This is a genomic window from Rhodoferax lithotrophicus (assembly GCF_019973615.1).
GTDB classification, from domain to species: Bacteria; Pseudomonadota; Gammaproteobacteria; order Burkholderiales; family Burkholderiaceae_C; genus Rhodoferax; species Rhodoferax lithotrophicus.
Window position 1 is genome coordinate 710,836 of sequence record NZ_AP024238.1, and the last position, 18,749, is coordinate 729,584.

Annotated in this window: 16 protein-coding genes; 4 read left to right on the forward strand and 12 right to left on the reverse strand. The window is 61.0% G+C overall.

The window, feature by feature from the left end:
• Positions 1-73: 73 nt before the first annotated feature.
• The 5 genes from LDN84_RS03315 to LDN84_RS03335 form a co-directional block, all read right to left on the reverse strand.
• On the reverse strand, positions 74-3,139 hold the full coding sequence (locus tag LDN84_RS03315; RefSeq protein WP_223908167.1) for an efflux RND transporter permease subunit: 3,066 nt from the start codon (positions 3,137-3,139) through the stop codon (positions 74-76).
• Entirely contained in the window at positions 3,136-4,293 is a 1,158-nt protein-coding gene (locus LDN84_RS03320; RefSeq protein WP_223908169.1) for an efflux RND transporter periplasmic adaptor subunit, read from the reverse strand. Before LDN84_RS03320 ends, LDN84_RS03315 begins: the two co-directional genes overlap by 4 nt.
• A complete protein-coding gene (locus LDN84_RS03325; RefSeq protein WP_223908170.1) occupies positions 4,290-5,756 on the reverse strand; it encodes an efflux transporter outer membrane subunit in 1,467 nt (488 codons plus the stop codon). The genes LDN84_RS03320 and LDN84_RS03325 overlap by 4 nt, the downstream gene beginning before the upstream one ends.
• A gap of 79 nt (positions 5,757-5,835) precedes the next feature.
• Positions 5,836-6,924 carry a sensor histidine kinase gene (locus LDN84_RS03330; RefSeq protein WP_223908173.1) on the reverse strand — a complete coding sequence of 363 codons (1,089 nt, stop codon included), beginning with the start codon at positions 6,922-6,924 and terminating at the stop codon, positions 5,836-5,838.
• Between the two features lie 5 nt (positions 6,925-6,929).
• A complete protein-coding gene (locus tag LDN84_RS03335) occupies positions 6,930-7,622 on the reverse strand; it encodes a response regulator transcription factor (RefSeq protein WP_223908176.1) in 693 nt (230 codons plus the stop codon).
• 154 nt (positions 7,623-7,776) lie between these two features.
• Here LDN84_RS03335 and LDN84_RS03340 point away from each other — a divergent pair, with 154 nt between their 5' ends.
• From LDN84_RS03340 to LDN84_RS03350, 3 genes are all read left to right on the forward strand, one after another.
• Positions 7,777-8,073: a hypothetical protein gene (locus LDN84_RS03340; RefSeq protein ID WP_223908179.1), complete on the forward strand. Its 297-nt coding sequence runs from the start codon at positions 7,777-7,779 to the stop codon at positions 8,071-8,073.
• Positions 8,074-8,159: 86 nt separating this feature from the next.
• The gene (locus LDN84_RS03345; RefSeq protein WP_223908182.1) at positions 8,160-8,720 is read left to right on the forward strand and encodes an EF-hand domain-containing protein; all 561 of its coding nucleotides are present in this window, start codon (positions 8,160-8,162) and stop codon (positions 8,718-8,720) included.
• Positions 8,721-8,753: 33 nt separating this feature from the next.
• The gene (locus tag LDN84_RS03350) at positions 8,754-9,110 is read left to right on the forward strand and encodes a hypothetical protein (protein ID WP_223908185.1); all 357 of its coding nucleotides are present in this window, start codon (positions 8,754-8,756) and stop codon (positions 9,108-9,110) included.
• Here the strand turns inward: LDN84_RS03350 and LDN84_RS03355 are convergent.
• The 6 genes from LDN84_RS03355 to LDN84_RS03380 all read right to left on the reverse strand — a co-directional run bounded on the left by LDN84_RS03355 (position 9,107) and on the right by LDN84_RS03380 (position 15,970).
• Positions 9,107-9,994, reverse strand: a complete 888-nt coding sequence (locus tag LDN84_RS03355) for an endonuclease/exonuclease/phosphatase family protein (protein WP_223908190.1) — start codon at positions 9,992-9,994, stop codon at positions 9,107-9,109. The genes LDN84_RS03350 and LDN84_RS03355 overlap by 4 nt on opposite strands.
• 10 nt (positions 9,995-10,004) lie before the next feature.
• Positions 10,005-10,754 (reverse strand): carbohydrate ABC transporter permease, encoded by a 750-nt coding sequence (locus LDN84_RS03360; RefSeq protein WP_223912720.1) that lies wholly within the window; start codon positions 10,752-10,754, stop codon positions 10,005-10,007.
• Between the two features lie 98 nt (positions 10,755-10,852).
• Positions 10,853-11,692, reverse strand: coding sequence for a carbohydrate ABC transporter permease (locus LDN84_RS03365; RefSeq protein ID WP_223912723.1), 840 nt, complete (start codon positions 11,690-11,692; stop codon positions 10,853-10,855).
• A 63-nt stretch (positions 11,693-11,755) separates the two neighbouring features.
• Positions 11,756-13,060, reverse strand: coding sequence for an ABC transporter substrate-binding protein (locus tag LDN84_RS03370; RefSeq protein ID WP_223908193.1), 1,305 nt, complete (start codon positions 13,058-13,060; stop codon positions 11,756-11,758).
• 15 nt (positions 13,061-13,075) lie between these two features.
• Positions 13,076-14,122 carry an ABC transporter ATP-binding protein gene (locus tag LDN84_RS03375; RefSeq protein WP_223908195.1) on the reverse strand — a complete coding sequence of 349 codons (1,047 nt, stop codon included), beginning with the start codon at positions 14,120-14,122 and terminating at the stop codon, positions 13,076-13,078.
• A gap of 33 nt (positions 14,123-14,155) precedes the next feature.
• Positions 14,156-15,970: an alkaline phosphatase D family protein gene (locus LDN84_RS03380; RefSeq protein WP_223908204.1), complete on the reverse strand. Its 1,815-nt coding sequence runs from the start codon at positions 15,968-15,970 to the stop codon at positions 14,156-14,158.
• Between the two features lie 608 nt (positions 15,971-16,578).
• Between LDN84_RS03380 and LDN84_RS03385 the strand changes: the two genes are divergently transcribed.
• Positions 16,579-16,908, forward strand: coding sequence for a hypothetical protein (locus LDN84_RS03385; RefSeq protein WP_223908207.1), 330 nt, complete (start codon positions 16,579-16,581; stop codon positions 16,906-16,908).
• 60 nt (positions 16,909-16,968) lie between these two features.
• Here LDN84_RS03385 and LDN84_RS03390 read toward each other — a convergent pair whose 3' ends face one another.
• The gene (locus LDN84_RS03390; RefSeq protein ID WP_223908211.1) at positions 16,969-18,564 is read right to left on the reverse strand and encodes a methyl-accepting chemotaxis protein; all 1,596 of its coding nucleotides are present in this window, start codon (positions 18,562-18,564) and stop codon (positions 16,969-16,971) included.
• Between the last annotated feature and the right edge of the window lie 185 nt (positions 18,565-18,749).

Below are 18,749 nucleotides of genomic sequence, written 5' to 3' on the forward strand. Positions count from 1 at the left end.
TTGCGACAAATGGGTTGCGAAATGACGCTGTGGTTTCAATGCCGTTGGTTGGTAGACGGCACAAAGCGGTTGTTCACTGTGGCTGCCGATGCCGTAAATGTTTGCGCAGCCACAACAACAAGTCGTCCACATAGGTAAATACAACCGGAATCACCAGCAAACTCAGTACGGTGGAAGTGATTAGCCCACCGATCACCACCACCGCCATCGGCCCGCGGAAGCTGGAATCGGTGCCCCAGCCCAGGGCGATCGGCAGCATGCCCGCCACCATGGCAATGGTGGTCATCAGGATCGGCTGGGCACGTTTGTGGCAGGCATCGACCAGCGCTTCATAACGCCCCATGCCGTTGTGGTAGGCGACCACCGCGTACTCGACCAGCAGGATCGAGTTTTTGGTGACGATGCCCATCAGCATCAAGAGGCCGATCACCGACGACATCGAGAAGCCGCTGCCGGTGATCAGCAGCGCCAGCAGCGCGCCACCCACCGACAAGGGCAGGGCGGCCAGGATGGTGGCGGGCTGCATGAAGTCGTGAAACAGCAGCACCAGCACTGCGTAGATGCACAGAATGCCGATCAGCATCGCGCCGCCAAAGCTGGTGAACAGTTCTGCCATGCGCTGCGCATCACCGGTAGCGATCTGCTGCACGCCGCTGGGCAGGTTTTTGATGGACGGCAGAGCCTGCACCATCTTGTCGACCTCGCCGGTGCTCAGGCTGCCGAGTTCGATGCTCAGGGTCACGTTGCGCATGCGGTCCAGCCGTGCCACCTGCGAGGGGCCCGCGCCCAGCGACAGATCGGCCACGGCGGTCAGTGGCACCGCGCCGCTACGCCCGGCCACGCGCAACTGGCCCAGCGCATCCAGGTCGGAGCGGGTACTGTCGTCAAAACGCACACGGATCGGGATCTGGCGCTGCGGCAGGTTGAACTTGGCCAGGCTGGTGGCGTAGTCGCCGTAGGTGGCTACGCGCACCACACTGGCCAGGTCGCTGGTGGTCACGCCTTGCTCGGCCATACGCACCGGGTCGGGTCGCACGTGGATTTCTGGTCGTTGCAGGCTGGAGCTGTCGGTGATGTTGCCTATGCCTTTCAACGTGCGAAGGTCCTTGATCAGCGCGGCGGCGGCCTGGTTCAGCGCCAGGGCATCGTCGCTGGCCAGGGTGACATCGAGCGACTGGCCGTTGCCCATGCCCATCACGCCGACGCGGGTGCCGGGTAGCCCACCGAGCTTGTGGCGGATGGCGGCTTCCACCTCGGACTGCGAGCGTGCGCGCGTGCCGCGCGGTGTCAGGCTGACGGTGAGCGAGGCCTCGTTCACCGTGCTGCTGCTGGCATCGCTGCTGGCGTCACCAATCACGGTGAACACCTGGGTGACTTCGGGCATCTGGGCGATCAAGGTCTGGGCCTGAGCGGCGGTGGCGCGGGTTTCTGCCAATGTGCTGCCGGGCTGCAACTTGAGCGAAATGGTGGTCTGCGCGGTGTCGGAGGCACTGATGAATGAGGTGGACAACAGCGGTACCAGACTCACCGAGCCGATGAAGAACAGACCAGCCAGCAACATCGTGCTGCGCCGGTGCGTCTGGCACCAATGCACCATGGCCAGGTAACGGCGCATCAGCGGGCCGTTTTGCGTGACGTGCACCGGGCTGGGCTTGAGGAGGTAGGCGGCCATCATCGGCGTCAGCAGCCGCGCTACCAACAGCGAGGCCAGCACCGCCACCGACGAGGTGATGCCGAACTGCCGGAAGAACTTGCCCGGTATGCCGCTCATGAAGGCCGTGGGCAGGAACACCGCCACCAGGGTGAAGGTGGTGGCCACCACCGCCAGCCCGATTTCATTGGCGGCTTCGAGTGCGGCCTGCATCGGTGTTTTGCCCATGCGCAGGTGGCGCACGATGTTCTCCACCTCGACGATGGCATCGTCCACCAACACCCCCACCACCAGCGACAAGCTCAGCAGGGTGATCAGGTTCAGCGAGTAACCGAGCAGGTACATCACGATGAAGGTCGGGATGATGGACAGTGGCAGCGCCACCGCTGAGACAAAAGTGGCACGCCAGTCGCGCAGGAACAGCCAGACCACCACCACCGCCAGGATCGCACCTTCGTAAAGCAGGTGCATCGAGCCATCGTAGTTATCCTGCGTGGGGGTCACGGTTTCAATCACCTCGGTGATCTGCACCTGCGGGTGGCTGGCGCTGAAGGTCTTGACCGCTGCGCGTACTGTGGCCGCTACCGACACCTCGCTGCTGCCAATCTGTCGTGTCACCTGAAAGCCGACCACCGGCTTGCCGTTCAGCGCTGCATAGGCAAAACGCTCTTCGGCGGTGTCGCTGACCGTGGCAATCTGGTCCAGCCGCACGCTGGTGCGCGTGGCGGTGGCGGTGCTAGCTGTGGTCAGGGGGATGGCCAGACCGGCCAGCTGCTCGGGCTGGTCGAGTCGACCCAGAGTTCGCACCGATTGGTTGCCGCCGCCCAGCGTGCCGCGGCCGCCCGAGGCATCGGTCTGCACCGCCTTGATCTGGCTGGAGACACTGTTGGCCGTCACACCCAGGCCGGCCATCAGCGCCGGGTCGAGTGTCACATGCATCTCGCGCTCGACACCGCCGACGCGTTTGATCGCGCCCACGCCCTTGGCCGATAACAAGGCCTTGCTGATGTCGTTGTCGACAAACCAGGACAGGTCGGACTCGCTGAGGTGTGCTGCCACCACGGTATAGGTCAGCAGAGCGGACGAGCCTTGCGTGACCTTGGACACCACGGGTGCGGCCATCTCGGTGGGCAGGTCGGCGCGTGCGCCGTCGACGGCGTTGCGCACCTCGTTCAGCGCCACCTCGCTGTCCTTGTCGATGTCGAAACTGACGCTGATGCTGGCTGCGCCGTCGGTGATGGTGGAGGTGATGTGGTCCACGCCGGTCACCGAGGCCAGCTTGTCCTCGATCTTGCGGGCCACCTCGGTTTCCAGCTGGGCCGGGGCCGCGCCTTCCAGCGAAGCGGACACCAGAATGGTTGGCACATCCAGGTCAGGAAAGTTCTGTATACCCAGCTTGTGCAGGCTGAACAGCCCGGCCGCGGTGAGGATGATGAACAGCAGGATCGCCGGGACGGGGTTGCGTATCGACCAGCTCGACAAGTTCATGGTGTGCCTTTGCTCGTGCTGGCGGCAGCAGCCGTGCCGGTTGCGGCATCAGTGGTCCATTGCACCGGGTCGCCGTCTTTCAGGAAGGCACCGCCACTACGCACCAGCTGGGTTTGTGCGGTGATGCCGCTGCTGATCTCCACCATGTCACCCACGCGTCGTCCGGTCTGCACCTGGCGCTGGGCGACTTTGCTGGCACCATCCTTCTCGAACACATAGCTGTTGCCGTCCCGCTGCACCACCACGCTGCTGGGCACAGTGAGCGCCGCTGCCTGGCCGGTATCGATCTCGCCGCGCACATACATGCCGGGGCTGGCCGCACTGCCTACCGGCAGGTCGACATAAGCCAGGCCGTTGCGGGTGTTGCTGTCCAGCGTCGGGCCGACCAGGCGCAGGCGACCGCTGACCTGCTGGCCGTCAGGCAGGGTGATCTTGGCGGTCTGGCCGGGCTTCAGTGCACTGAGCTGTTTGCCGGTGATCTCGGCACGCCATTCGACGCGGCGTTGGCGCACCAGCTGAAACAGCTCGGTGCCCGAGGCCACCACATTGCCCAGGGTGGCGCTGCGGCTGGAGATCACGCCGTCGTCTATCGCCAGAATACGTGTGTGGGCCAGCTTGATGCGTTGTGCCTCCAGAGTCGCCAGCGCGGAGTCCAGGCTGGCCTGGGCGGTCTGCTCGGCCACCACATACGCAGTGACTTGCTGCTCCGACAGGGCACCGCTGTCTTTGACGGTGCGGCTGCGGTCGGCCTCGGCCTTGGCCTGGGCCAGCTTGGCGCGGGCCTGGGCCACGGCGGCTTCTTGCACGCGCAGGTCGGCCAGGATGCTGTTGTCGGCCAATCGGGCCAGCAGCTGGCCGCGTTTGACCACGCTGCCCACATCGACCAGCACCTCGGTCAGGCGCAGGCCAGCTTCTTCGCTGGCAATGGTGGCGGTTTGCCAGGCAAACAGGCCGCCCGACAGCTGCAGGCTGCGGCCCCAGCTGGCTTGCTGCGGCTGCACGGCGCTGACGGACAGGCCCGCATTGGCTGAGGGCAGCACGGTGGCAGCGGGCGCGGCGCGCGATTTCAGCAGCCAGGTGCCGCCAGCCAGCAGCAAGACGAGGGCTGTCGCAGCGAGAAGGCGTTGGCGAGTGAGTTTGCGTGTGAATGTCATGGCGTGTCTCCTGTCGATACGGTCCAGCCGCCGCCCACGGCTTTGTACAAGGCGATGCCGTACAGCAGCTGATCGCGCTGCACGGTGATGAGGGATTGCTCGGCGGCAATGGCGTTGCGCCGGGCGAGTTCGAGGTTCAGCAGGCTGTCTCCGCCGGCGCGCCAGTTGGCTTCCACGGCGTTGGCATAACTGCGGTAACCGGTGGCGCTGCGCTGCACATCGGCGGTGCGGCGCACGGCGCTCATCTGTCGCACCAGGCTTTGCTCAACTTCCTGCACCGCGGTGCGTACGGCCTGCTGGTAGTTGGCCAAGGCCAGATCGTAGGCCGCTTGCGCACTGTCGACTGCGGCGCGCTTGGCGCCACCGTTGAGCAGCGGCAGCGACAGGCTGGGGCCAAACGACCAGGGTGTGGTGTTGACCCCGTCGGTACGCGTGGCCGACAAGGAACCCAGCAGCGACAGGCGCGGATAACGGTCTGCCTCGGCCACCCCGATCTGGGCGCTGGCTGCGGCCAGCGCCCGTTCGGTCGATACCAGGTCGGGCCGCTGGCTGAGCAAGTCAACCGGCAGGGTGTTGATCTGAAAGCCGGTCAGTGTGGGCAATTGCGCGGGCTGGCTGTCCAGCTGCTGGCGCAGCGCAGGCTCGGCCAGGCCGGTCAGCGCCACCAGGGCCTTGACGGTGACATCACACTCGGCTTGCTGGGCGATGGCCGTGGCCGACGCGCTGGCGGCGCTGGCAACGGCCAGGGCGGCGTCGGCGCGCGCCGTCATACCGGCTTGCAGCGAGCGCCGGGTGATATCTGCCGTGGTCTGGCTGGATCGGGCATCGGCCTGGCTGGCCAGCAGGGTCAGCTGGCAGGCGCGGTAGGTGACGTAGTCGGTGGCCACTTCGGCGGCCAGCGAGACCCGCGCGTCGTGCCAGTCAGCCTGGCGCGCCTGTAGTAGTGCGTCAGCTGACTCGGCGGAACGCCGCACGCTGCCAAACAGGTCGAGCTCCCAACTCGCGTCCAGCCCGCCGGTGGCGGTGCTCTGGGCGCTGCCCGGGGTGTTGTTGCGGCGGGCTGAGGCTGATCCGGTCAAGGTTGGCTGGTAGGAAGCGCGCGTGGTGCTGACATTGGCACGGGCCAAGGTGATATTGGCAGCGGCTTTTTGCAGCGATGGGTTGTTGGTCTCAGCCGACTGCAACAGTGCGTTCAAGCTGCTGTCTTGCAGGCGCTTCCACCAGGTCAGCAGCGCTGCGGTGTCACCACCATGTGGCTGGACTGCTTGCCATTGGCTGGATGTGAGCAGTTGCTCCGTGGCGGGGGCCTGGTACGAAGGGCCAACCGCCGCACAAGCGGACAACAGGGCGCAATGCAGCAGGGTCAGGGTGCGGTGTCTGGTAAATCGGGGGCGTGACAACATCGTGTTTGGGTCCGGCTGCTGGTGGGTGTCAATATGCAAGGCTTGGTCGGAAGTGACCATGTCATCCCTTTGAGTAGGGCTTGAATCTGCGCCTTCCAGCGATGCAGCAATCGCTCATGAATCTGACAAATGCATTGTTTTAGGCGGGCAGCGTGATGCTCACTTCAAGGCCACCGCCGCTGCGGTTGTTGGCACTGATCGTGCCCTGATGCGCCAGCACAATGCTGCGGGTGATGGCCAGACCAAGACCGCATCCATGGTCACCTTTGTCTGAATTGGACTCGCTGCGAAAGAAGGGCTCAAAAATTCGATCGACATCTTTGGGCGGCAGTCCAAGCCCCTCGTCAGAAATCCTGATCAGGACATGGCGGTGACTTGCATTGGCCGTGATGTGCAGTCCGATGCTACCTCCGATAGGGGAAAAGCGAACCGCATTGCGTAGCACGTTGTCCAGCGCCCGGTAGAGCAATTCGGCATCGCCTTTGAGTTGCATCTGCTCAGGCATGCGGAGTTGCAGTCGGCAGGACTTGGCTTGCATTTCGAGTTCGGCATCGCTGCAAATAGACTGCGCAAGTTCGATCAAATCCACCACTTCAACGGGCGCTTGGCTTGTTGTCGAATCCAGCCGAGCCAAGGTCAGCAGTTCACCCACGAGCTTGTCCATTCGACTGGTTTCGCGCTCAATACGCTGCACCAGCTCCACGGAACGCTGTGGCTGTTGCACCATCAAGTCGCTGCATGCTTGTAGGCGCGCAAGAGGGGAGCGCAGCTCATGAGAGACATCATGCAAGAGTCGGCGCTGCGCTTCCACTTGCGCCTGCAGTTTTGCGGCACTTCGGTCAAAGGCCTCACCCAGATTGGCGAGCTCGTCCCGGCGCGATCCCATCGCCTTGCCCACGCGAGTATTGAGCTTACCGTCGGCGAGCGCTTCAAACGCGCTGTTCAAACTGCGGATGGGTCTCGAAAAATACCAACTCAACCATGCTGCAAAAGCCACGCTGACCAACAAACCGGCACCCAATGGCAGTGGAGGAGGCAGACCGCCTTTCGGCCAGGTCGGGGGACTCGCCCGTGCGCAATCCGGTGCGGACAAACTTTCCATGGGGTGCTTGAATGGCGTGTCTAACGCAGCGGATGGCCAGGCCAGCAACATCAAGCCCACCGTCAAAAATATCGTGATCTGTGCGATCCAGAACACGATAAAAAATTTCCAAAACAGACGACCCATGGCACCTATTCCACGACGAGTTGGTAACCCATTCGGATCACCGTCTGGATGGGCGAAGAGCCATCGGACAACAAGCCAAATTTCTGGCGAATGCCGCTCACATGCACATCGATGCTTCGGTCAAAACGGCTCAAAGGGCGGCCCAGACCTTCTTCGCTGAGTTGCTGTTTGCTCACCGTCTCTCCGGCATGGCGCGCCAGCACTTCGAGCAGGCTGAACTCCGTGCTGGTGAGCGCCAGGTCCTTGCCAGCGCGTTGGGCACGCCGCTTTGCAGGCCATAAGGTCAGCGCGCCCACTGTAATGGGCACACGGGTGTCCTGCTTTTGGGACGGTGCGTTTTGCGAGCGTTTGAGAATGGCACGCAGCCGCGCAGCGAGTTCGCGCGGTGTGCAAGGCTTGGGGACGTAGTCGTCTGCGCCGAGCTCCAGCCCCATGATGCGGTCGGTGTCATCCCCTTTGGCGGTGAGCATCAGCACGGGCACAGGGCTGAGGGTGCGGATCTGCGTGAGGACTTGCATGCCATTGATGCCAGGCATCATCACGTCGAGCACCACGATGTCCGGAGCGTCACCCAGTACGGCTTTCAGACCGGTATGCCCGTCGGTCGCGGCGCTGACGGAAAACCCGTCACCTTGCAGATAGTCGCGCAGCAGTTCCAACAATTCACGGTCATCATCAATCAAAAGAACCCGGGGCATGGCACAGAAGGCATCACAAAAGTGGAGATGCAAGGATAGTAAGCCAGCACCCGCTTTTACGACATCCCTTTTACTCGGATTTACACCGTGCGAACCTCGACTGATGCCAGGTGGGACAAGAATTCAGTCACCCCAATTTCACTACGGAGTGAGCATGCAGCCAGAAACACCAAACGGATCGGTTTTGATGTGCGTCGGCAGAGGACGCGGGCAGGCCACCTATGCGAATGCGCTGCATCTGCAACTGCGGTTGGGCGGCACCTGGGTGACGCAGCGGTACGGCATCTACCGCAAAACGCGTGGAACAGGTGGTCGATTCGGGACGACAACATCCCCCTTGGGACCTGCTTCGACATCCTGGAAAAGTCCTGGATATGACTTCGCGCAAGATATTGACACCAACATTGACGAAGCCAGAGTCTGCGGCTTTTACACGGATTTACATCGCTAGGGTCTTAACTAATGAATCCCGCTTGTCGATACTGATACCAAGAATCCAAGTGCGTGGATTCTCAAATCCAAACTAAGGAGTTCAGTATGTCTATGTCAATCAGTTCCGTGGGGAGCGCCAGTAGCGGCGGAGTCGACACATCCAAGATGGCCACCAAGATGGCCTCCAAGATGATGAGTGAACTCGATCCCAACAACACCGGCAAAGTTACCAAGGATCAATTTGTTTCTGCCTTGACTGCCAAAGGCGTGTCCAGTGACGATGCCACAAATATGTACGACTCCATTGACACGAAGCAAACCGGAAGCATTGGAAAGTCAGACATTGAAACCGCCATTAAAAGTGGCAACCTGACACCTCCTTCTGGAGGTCCTCGTGGTGCAGGCGGTCCTGGTGGTGCAGGCGGTCCTGGTGGCGCAGGCGGTCCTGGTGGATCAGGCAAACCGCAGGAGGCAAGCGGTGCGGGTGGAGCCAATGGTGCGAGCAGTTCTTCCACAACCTATGCTGCCGCCGACACCAACCAGGATGGTGTGGTTTCCAGCGAGGAAGCTGCCGTCTACGCCATCAAGCACCCGTCAGCGTCGAGTACAGAAAGCAACAAAACCGACCCGTCCAAGTTGGGCAAGAACGTTGATAAGCTGGTCTGATCGGGTTCCTGGCCAATAAACGCGGCCTCCTGGATGCCCTTTTTCAACCCTGGTTTTGAGTTTGATTTCCATCAAAAGTTGCGCAATGAGGGGTGGCGTTCGATCGTCACAAATGGTTACGATACTGATCAGCCATCAACACGAGAGGCCGGTTCTATGACAAGACACATCGACAACCTTGAACGACTCCTTCATCGCTTTCAGGACTGTTTTGGAGACGATGATGAAATGGTTCTCCAGGTCAAGCAGGAAATAGAAGCTGAAAGAGCCAAGGAATGCCATCCCCATCGTTGGCGTGTTGGAGCCGTTTACCACTACCCCTCATTGAGGGCCGGCCGATGTGGCGCAAGTGATGGCCATCCAGTTGGCCGTGCTGGCCGACCTGCTTAAACCAGCTCAATCCATAGGGGCTGATGGTCTGAGGCCCGGCTGTTCAGGTTGACGGACAGTGTCTGAACCCGGGGTACCAAAGACTGGCTGACGAACACATAGTCGCAGGTGATGGGCTCAGGGCCGTAGGTGCGGTCAAACAGCCGGAACGTGGGCGCATGGGGTGTTTGCCCCAGCACCAAAGGCCAGGCATCCTGCAAATGATCTGCTGCAATATTTGTAGCTGCTTGCGCAGGTATTACGGGCACTATAGGCCTAAATGGCTGTTGAATGGTGGCGTATTCGGGTGCACCGGGTTCAAAATTGAAGTCACCACACAAAATGGCATGCCGGGTGTGCGTTTTGCTCTGAAAAGGTGAGTGACTGTGGTCCGCCAGCGGTTGCGCCGCCGCCTGTTCGCAGGCCTGCATGTGCAGCGCTCGCAAGGCTTGGGCCTGGGCCATGCGCTGGCGTGCGGAATAAAACTCCAGATGGGTGGTCATGATGCGCACTGCGCCCAGCCTGGGGTCGGTCACGGTGACCTCTGTGCACATGCGCGGCATGCTGCGCACGCCCGCATCGGCAGGCCAGGGCAAGGGGTGGTGCTGCACGCTGGCCACTGGCAGCCGTGTGGCAATCAGATTGCCAAACCGCTGGCGTTGGCCCTGGGCATCAAATTCGTCGACCGCTGCGCCAAAAAACACGGTGTAGCCGGGCAGCAGGGCCTGGAGTTGTGCCGGTTGATCACCTGGGTGGCCCGGCATGGTCTCAAAGCCACAGGCGATTTCTTGCAGGCACAACACGTCAAAGTCGACCATGGCACGTGCCTCGCTGACGATGCGTTTGAGGTTGACGCGGCCATCCAGGCCGCAGCCCCATTGGGTGTTCCAGGTGATGAGTTTCATGTGATCCACCTCATTTGATCCCCGCCCGCATGAAGCTTTGTACAAACTGGCGCTGAAACAGCAAAAAGGCGATCAGCAGCGGGGCTGAACTCAGCAGCGTGGCTGCGGTGATGATGGACCAGTCAATACCCTGATCCACCGATGAAAAAATCTGCAAACCCACGGTGAGGGGGCGTGCATTGACGCTGTTGGTCACGATCAGCGGCCAGAGGAAATTATTCCAGTGAAAGCTCACCGACACCAGCGCAAACGCGGTGTAGACCGGTTTGGCCAGCGGCACGTAGACCCGCCACAGGGTTTGCAGGGCGCTGGCCCCTTCAACCCGCGCCGCGTCATCCAGCTCTTTGGGGATACTCATGAAGGTCTGGCGCAGCAAAAAAATGGCAAAGGCCGAGGCAAAGTAAGGCAGGCCGATGGCGGGCAGCGAATCGATCAGGCCCACAGTCGCCATGGTTTTGTAGTTTTCCACCAGCAAGATGTCGGGCATCACCATCAACTGCACCAGCACCAGGGCAAAAGCCAGGTTGCGGCCCCGGAAGTGGTAGCGGGCAAATGCATAGGCGGCCAAGGTGGCCAGCAGCAATTGCGCAGCCAAAATCATGGCCACCAGCAAGGTGGTGTTGAAAAAGTAGCGTGCAAACGGCGCGGCCAGCCAGGCACGGCGGAAGTTGTCCAGCGTCAGCGGGGCCGCAAGCTCCAGCCGGGTGGCGAATTCAGCGGGGTGAAACGCCGTCCACACCGCATACAGCAGCGGCAGCATCCACAACAGGGCCAGCAGCCAGGCGGCCAGCGTGTCCAGCCAGCCGGGTTCGTTAAAAGCCAGGCGTTGGGGGGCGCTGTGGGTGTTGACCGGTAAGCTCATTGGTAATGCACCTTGCGGTCCAGCACAAAAAACTGCAGCAGGGCCATACCCACCAAGATGCTCACCAGCACCACGGTGATGGCGGCGGCATAGGCCGTGTCCCAAAAGCTAAAACCGACCTCGTACAAATAAAACAGCAGCAGGGTCGAGGCGTTGTCCGGCCCGCCACGGGTCAGCACAAACAAATGATCCACCATGCGAAAGCCGTTGATGAAGGCATTCACCAGCACAAACACGGTGGTCGGCATCAGCAGCGGCCACTGCACGCGCCAGAAAAATGTCCAGCGTGAGGCGCCTTCAATGGCCGCCGCCTCGCGCAGGCTGGGGTTTTGGCTTTGCAGCGCGGCCAGGTAAAAAATCATGAAGAAACCGGCCTCTTTCCACACCGCCACCAGCGTCACTGCGCCCAGCGCGGTGGACGGGCTGCCCAGCCAGTTGTGTGAAGGCAGGCCCAATGCGGCGCTGATCTGCTCCAGCAAGCCATATTGCGGGGTGTAGAAAAACAGCCAGATGTTGGCCACCGCAATCATTGGCAGCACGGTGGGTGTGAAATAAGCCATACGCAAAAAGGCCCGGCCCAGCATACGCTCGTTGACCCACAGCGCCATCACCAAAGCCAGGCTGATCGACAGCGGAATGGTGACCCCGGCAAACCACAGGTTGTTGCGCATGGCTTTCCAGAACACCGGGTCGGCCACCATCACCGCGTAGTTGTCCAGCCCGACCCAGACGCTGGCACGAGCGCCTTTGGGGGTGGAAAAGAAGCTGTCCACCAGCGTCGAGACAATCGGCCAATGGGTAAACGCCAGCAGCAAGACCAGGGCGGGCAGCAGCATCAGCCAGATGGATGCCGTGCCCAGATCATTGGAAGATGCTGCAGGTTTCAAGGGATGCACCGCTTATTTGTAGGCCCGCAAGATGCGGTCAGCCTCCATCTGGGCCTCTTTCATGGCTTGCGCCGGGCTCTTGTTGCCGGTCAGGGCGGCTTGTAAACCGTCATTCAGGGCTTTGGTGACGCGCTGGTTGTCGTGGGTGGACAGCTCTGCCACCGATGCCGGCAATTGGTCACGCGCCACCAGAGCAGCGGGAAAGTCTTTGCCGTAGGCCTTCAGGCTCGGGGTGTTGTAGGCGGCTTGTGATACCGCCACGTAGCCGGTGTCGATGCTCCACTGTGCGGCACGCTCGGGCTGGGTGATCCATTGGATGAACTCAAACGCCGCCTGTTGCTGCGCCGGGCTGGATTTCTTGAAGATGTAGAAGTTGCCGCCGCCAGTGGGTGAGCCCTTGCGCACGTTGCCCGGAATCATGCCGACACCAAAGTCAAACTTGGCGTTTTTCTTGATGTTGGTCAGGTTGCCGGTGGTGGTGAAAATGATGGCGGCTTTTTTCTCGAAGAAGTCTTTCGGTGTGGTGCCCCACTCGACCACGCCCGGTGGGTGAATGCCGGCCTTGCCCAGGTCAACCCAGTATTGCAGTGCTTCAATCACCTTGGGGTCATCAAACTTGACGGCGGTGCCCGCCTCGTTGGCCAGAAGGGCCCCGTTGGTGGTGGACAGGGTCTGAAACAGCCAGTACGGGAAGCCGCTGGACGGAATCTGCACCCCCCAGGTGCTGACTTTGCCGCTGGCATCTTTTTGCGTCAGCTTGGTGGCGGCGGCTTTTAACTCGGCCCAGGTGGCGGGGGCTTGGTGGGGGTCAAGACCGGCCTGCTTGAACAGGTCTTTGTTCCAGTACATAACCACGGTGGAACGCTGGAACGGAATACCCCAGGTTTTGCCGCCGGCCTGGCTGTTTTGCATGAAGGCCGGGTAGAAGCTGCCCAGCCAGGCCTTGTCTTGCGGCGTTTTGACAAAGTTGTCAAACGGCACCACGGCATCTTCGTCGATCAGGGTGAACATGTCGGTGGACAGCAGCACCGAGGTCACCGGGGGTGTGCCGGATTTGTGCGCCGTCAGCGCCTTGACGATACTTTCCTGGTAGCTGCCGGCGTAGATCGGCGTGACCTTGATGGCGGGGTGCTCCTTCGTGAAGGCGGCGGCAAAGTCGTCAATCGTCTTGGTGATCGGGCCACCCACGGCCACCGGGTAAAAAAACTGCACTTCGACCGGTGTTTGTGCATGTAATTTGCCTGTAGCGCCCGTTAATAATGCGCAAGCAGCTATTAAATGTGTAGTTGTTAACTGAAGAAAGGTTTGGCGTTTCATGGTGGTTTTTCTGGTTCAAGAGGGGGTTGATGCAGGGCTGTGGTGGGTGTGAATTCGCTGGCCAGCGGAATCAAAGCCGTGGGCCTCGGCGGGGCTCCAGTGCAGGCGAACCTGATCACCTGCGGCGGCGTGGTGTTGCCCGTCCAGGCGTACCCGCAGGCTCTGGTTGCCGATGTGGCAGTGCAGCAGCAGGTCGGCCCCGAGGTATTCCAGGCTTTGCACCACGGCGGGGAGTCCGCCAGGGTGCAGGTGAATCGCCTCCGGGCGCACACCCAGAATGGCGGCATCCAGCGGAATGGCAATCTCGCTACCGGCGATGCGGCCCTGCTCAAGGGTCAGCAAATTCATCGGCGGGGTGCCGACAAAACGCGCCGCAAAGGTGCTGGCCGGTTGGGTGTACAAGTCGCGCGGGGTGCCCACTTGCTCGATACGCCCGCGGTTGAGCAGCACCACCTGGTCGGCCATGCTCATGGCCTCGGACTGGTCGTGGGTCACATAGACCACGGTCAGCCCGAGTTGGCGCTGAATGTCACGCAGCTCGCGGCGCATGTCCTGGCGCAGTTGTGCATCCAGGTTGGATAAGGGCTCGTCCATCAGGCACACCTTGGCTTGCGCCACCAGTGCACGGCCCAGCGCCACCCGCTGCTGCTGGCCGCCCGAGAGCTGGCTGGGGCGGCGCGCCAGCAGGCTGCTCAGGCCCAGCAGGGCCGCGGTTTCTTTCAAGCGCCGGGTGATTTCGGCGGCCGGTGTTTTGCGCACCGACAGGCCAAACGTGATGTTGTCGGCCACCGAGAGATGCGGGAACAGTGCATAGTTCTGGAACACCATGGCCATGCCGCGCTGGGCCGGTGACACCTGCGTGATGTCGCGCCCATCCATCAGCACCCGCCCGGTGCTGGCCGACTCCAGCCCGGCCATGATGCGCAAGGTGCTTGACTTGCCACACCCCGAGGGGCCGAGCAGCACACAAAACGTGCCTTGTTCAATCCGCAGGTTGATGGCTTCCAGTGCGGTGCTGCTGCCCCACGATTTGGAAACCCCCACCAGTTCAATGGCTGACATGGAGGCGGTTGTGGGTCGTTCTACACGCCTTCATCAGGCGTAGGTAATGGCACCAGTGGCAGCCGCCACGGTGATAGTTTTGCCCACGGTGGCGCTGTAGCTGGTGGACTTGACGGTGCTCATGTACACATAGTCACCCTTGACGGCATCGGCGGTGACGGTCAGGGCCAGATAACCGCGTTGGCTGCTGTCGGTGTAGTTCAAGTCATTGATCAAACCCAGACCCGCACCCATGGCGGCGGCACCCAGTTGGGGGACCAAGGCTGTGCCATCCAGCGCACTGGCCAGGCCACCCAGACCCACACTCTCAAACCCGGGGGAGGTCACCGAAGACGCGGCAAATTCGACCCCCACTTTGTCATCGGCCAGGGTGGTCAGGTTGGCAAACCAGGCGTTATGGGAGTCGCCCGAGAGCGCCACCAGCTTTTTGCCCTGGGCCTTGACGGTTTGCAAAATGGCTTCGCGGTTGCTGGGGTAGCCGTCCCAGGCATCCAGGTTGTAGGGCAGCAGCGGGTTGCTGGTGGTGTTGAGCAAAGCGGTTTGTGTGGCGGTCAGCGCCGGGCCACCCAAGGCTGCACCTGCACGCGCCCCTTTGGCTCCCAGGTAGGCGGTGATGGCGGTTTGCACCGCTGTGAGATTGGCCGGGGTGGGGCTGGCAGTGGCGACGGCCTGGGCCTGCAAGACCGAAGCGGGGAACCACATACGCGCCATGATGTCCTGGTTGCCCAGCAGTTGCCAGGTGGCTTTGGAGGTTGCCATGCCGTTGGTCAGCCAGCTTTGCTGCGTGCTGCTGATCATCTTGCGGGTCGCATCGGAGCCATTGGCCAGAGCGGTGGCATAGCGCGTGAGGCCACCATCGGCATCCCCAAAGCTGTCGTACTGCTGGTCGCGGCCTTCGATACGGGTGTCGAGCATGTGCAGGGTGAACAGGTTGCCAAAGTCAAAGCTGCGGTAAATCTTCAGCACATCACCACTGGCATCGGTGCGGATCGGCATCCACTCGTGGTATACCCGGGCGGCGATGTTTTTGCGGGTTGTCCAGTCTCCTTGGGTCGCGGTATGGTGATTTTCTGCGCCGTTGACATAGGCGTTGTTGGCGAATTCATGATCGTCCCAGACTGTGATCCAGGGCATTTTGGCGTGTAAGGCCTGCAAGCTCGGGTCTGACTTGTACAGGGCGTAACGGGTGCGGTGATCATTCAGGCTGACCATGTCGTTGGCCGGGGTGATGACCCGGTTCAAGGACACGGCGCTGGTGCCGGTCAAGGCATCGGTGTTGCCAAATTTGGCGGGGTCGGCGCCGTATTCGTACAGGTAGTCCCCCAGATGGATGGCGTATTGCGCGTCCGACTTGGCGGCTGCGTCATAGGCGTTGAAATAACCCGCTGAATACAGTGCGCAGGAGAACACGGCCAGCTTGACACTTGCCACATTGCTGGCGGGCAGGGTGCGGGTGCTTCCCACGGTGGAGGCTGCACCGGTATCGTCCATAAAACGGTAAAAGTAGCTGCTACCTGCCGTCAAACCGGTGGCATCCACTTTGGCGGTGAATGCGTTGGCTTGCGTGGCGGTGACGCGCCCGCTGCTGACCACTTTGCTGAAGCTGCTGTCACTGGCCACCTGCCAAGTCAGCGCCACCGGGTCGGTGCTGCCAGCGATCTGGGCGTGGGTCCACAAAATCACCCGGTCAGTCAGCGGGTCGCCACTGGCCACGCCGTAGCTGAAGGTGGCCGGGCGGGTATCTGAGCCACCACAAGCTGCCAATGAGCCGACCACGCCTATGGCCAGGGCGGAGGAGGCTGATTTGACGAGGAAATCGCGCCGACTGTTGTGCGTGTGAGGTATCAAAGAGAACTCCTTGGGGGAAAAGTTAAAACCTGTGCCCAGATTGGCCCACGCCGGGGCGATGACCCCATGATCAACGCAGCGGGCCAGCGTCCTGGTCAATCACTTGGGGGTGTGGTCTGCGCCGTCGCTTGCGGCAAGTATTCATGACCTGCGTGACACGTCAGTGACATCGTGGTGACATGTCCGTGACAGGTCTTCCATGGGCAAGAAACCGCTGCATCAAGGCTTGGCAAGTCCTGGTTTGCATTCAAAGCAAAGGAACATGAGTGCGGTCAGATAGCGTTTGTAAATGCCATTTCGACGCAGCTTGTGCTGGCCACATTTCATACAACTCATGGTCTCGCCTGACCCACTTATCCCTTGAAAGGGTGAGCCGTTTTGTTTGGCTGTGTAACGCAAGCCGGTGGGGGAGATTTGAGTTGTCATGGTGTGTGGCATTAAGGGCTCGTCATCGGGTTGAAATCATCAATCATGACGGGGTAGCGTTTCACTTTTGTGACGTGAACGCGGACATCCATCCGGCATACCTGCTGTTCACAAAGTTGTCATGGAAATCTGCCACGCTGGAGTCCCACCCTAGCGGAAAGATGAACGTGCGTACAACTTCGATGATCCCAACTGTTCCCTCCAACGACATGGTCGATTTACACCGCGTCATCCAGCAACTGGCTGAACGTTGCCAGCTGGACCTTGGCAATCCATTTGAGGTCAGGCTTTTTCGGGAAGGTGATTTCTCAGTGGCCAACATGCCGGTTCATGACGCGTCAAGCTGCCAGACGCTGCGTACCATGCTCACACTACAGCTGCGGCTGGAGTCGAGCAGCAGCGAGGACATGGGTATTGAAGGTGTGAACTTTTTGTGGCACCAATGTCGTCACTTGCTTGGCAAATTCTGTACGTCTTCCGAAGTGGTCGAAACACCCCCTCGCGTCATGTGACGTGTGAGGTGGCTCCCCTCACCCTGCAGGTCAGGTGGGGTGGCTGGTTGTTGTCAACACTCAAGCGGCCAGCAGCAAGCCCGGCAACTTGAAGCGGCGAGCTGCGTCACGCAAGTCGCCCGCCTGGTTCTGCAGGTTCTGCGCCGCGGCGGCAGACTCTTCCACGACCGCCACGTTTTGTTGGGTCATCTGGTCAAGCCTGTTCACCGATGCGTTGATGCTGGACATGCTGCTGCTCTGTGCACTGCTGCCGGCATGAATTTCATCAATAACTTCGTTCACCTGGTTGATTGAATGGACGATGCTGTGCATGGTCTCACGCGCCAGGCGTACTTTCTGGGTGCCGAGCTGAACCTTGGTGGTCGACGCATCAATCAGCGCCTTGATTTCGCCCGCCGCGATGGCCGACCGGTTGGCCAGGGTGCGCACCTCTGCGGCCACCACTGCAAAGCCCCGCCCTTGATCCCCGGCGCGGGCGGCTTCGACGGCGGCGTTCAAAGCCAGGATATTGGTCTGAAAGGCAATGCTGTCAATCACTGCCGTGATGTCCACAATCTGGCCCGACGCAGCGCTGATATCGTTCATTGTCTGCATCAGCTCGGACATCACCACGCTGCCGGTGGCTGCCTCCTGCGTGGCAGATTGGGCTAAGGCCGTGCCCCGGCTTGTGGCTTGCAGGGAGGCCTGTGTGGAGGCCGTAATCTCTTCGATCAAGGCTACCGTTTGTTGCAGGAAAGAGGCCGCCATTTCAATACGTTCGGAAAAATCAAGGTTGCCGACGGCGATCTGCGTGGCACCTTCTGCCACGCTGTGGCTGGCCCCTTGCACCTGTTCTACCAGGGAGCGCAAGGCCGTCTGCATGCGCCCCAAGGCCACCAGCAACCGACCCGCTTCGTCGCGGTTATGCCCGTTGATGGGGGTGCTCAGATCCAGTGATGCCACTTGGTTGGCCGTGGCCACCGCTTGCTGAATCGGGCGCGTAATGCTGCGCGCCAGCCATGCGGACAACACCCCACCCAGCAACAGGGCTCCGCCGCTGAACAGGATCAAGCCCCAGCGTGCTGTCCGGCTCAAGTGACCGATGTCGCTCACCGAGGTTTCGATCCTGGCACGCTGGGCATCACCCAGCCGGGTGACGGTGTCCTGTAACGCTTGTGCCGCCGGGCTGAAACGGCTGGCATAGACTTTCTCGATGGTGGCTGTGTTGCCGCCATCCCGCGCGACACTCAGCTCCTGGCGTGCGTTGACGAAACTGGTGTTGGCCTGAATCAACAACCCCAATGTGGCGCGGTCTTCCGGGGTCATGAGCATGCCGTCCAATTGCTGCAACAGCGTATCAATCTGGCCCGATGTCTGTTGAATATCGGGCATCAGTGCCTCGCCCACCTGGGGCTCGGAACTCAGGGCAAAGGCTTTGGAGCGAGCTACATTGACCAGAATATGCTGCTGCAAAACACTTGTCAGGCGTTCGGTGGACATGACTTGGGCCACCATGGTTTCGGTCTCGCCGGAAACTTTTTGCAATGACCAGTAACCGATGCTGGAGCCCAGCAAGGCCACTGCCAAAACCAGCAATAACACGGCGCTGATCCGGCGGGAAAAAGAGCCTGCCACAGTGGGCTGACCGACTGACTCGGTGTAGGGCACGGAGGACATGAACAACTTCGCTTTCTGGGTGATCGAGCCCGCGCTGAAGGGCTGCTGTGATACACAAGGGGAAACCCTTGGTATCTTGAACGATCACTGCGACGGTTTGATGACACCTGCAACCAGCGGTATCTTTCAGTCACTTTCAGCGGTTTTTGCTGTGGGCGTGTGGGGATTCCTGGCGAAGGGGTGGG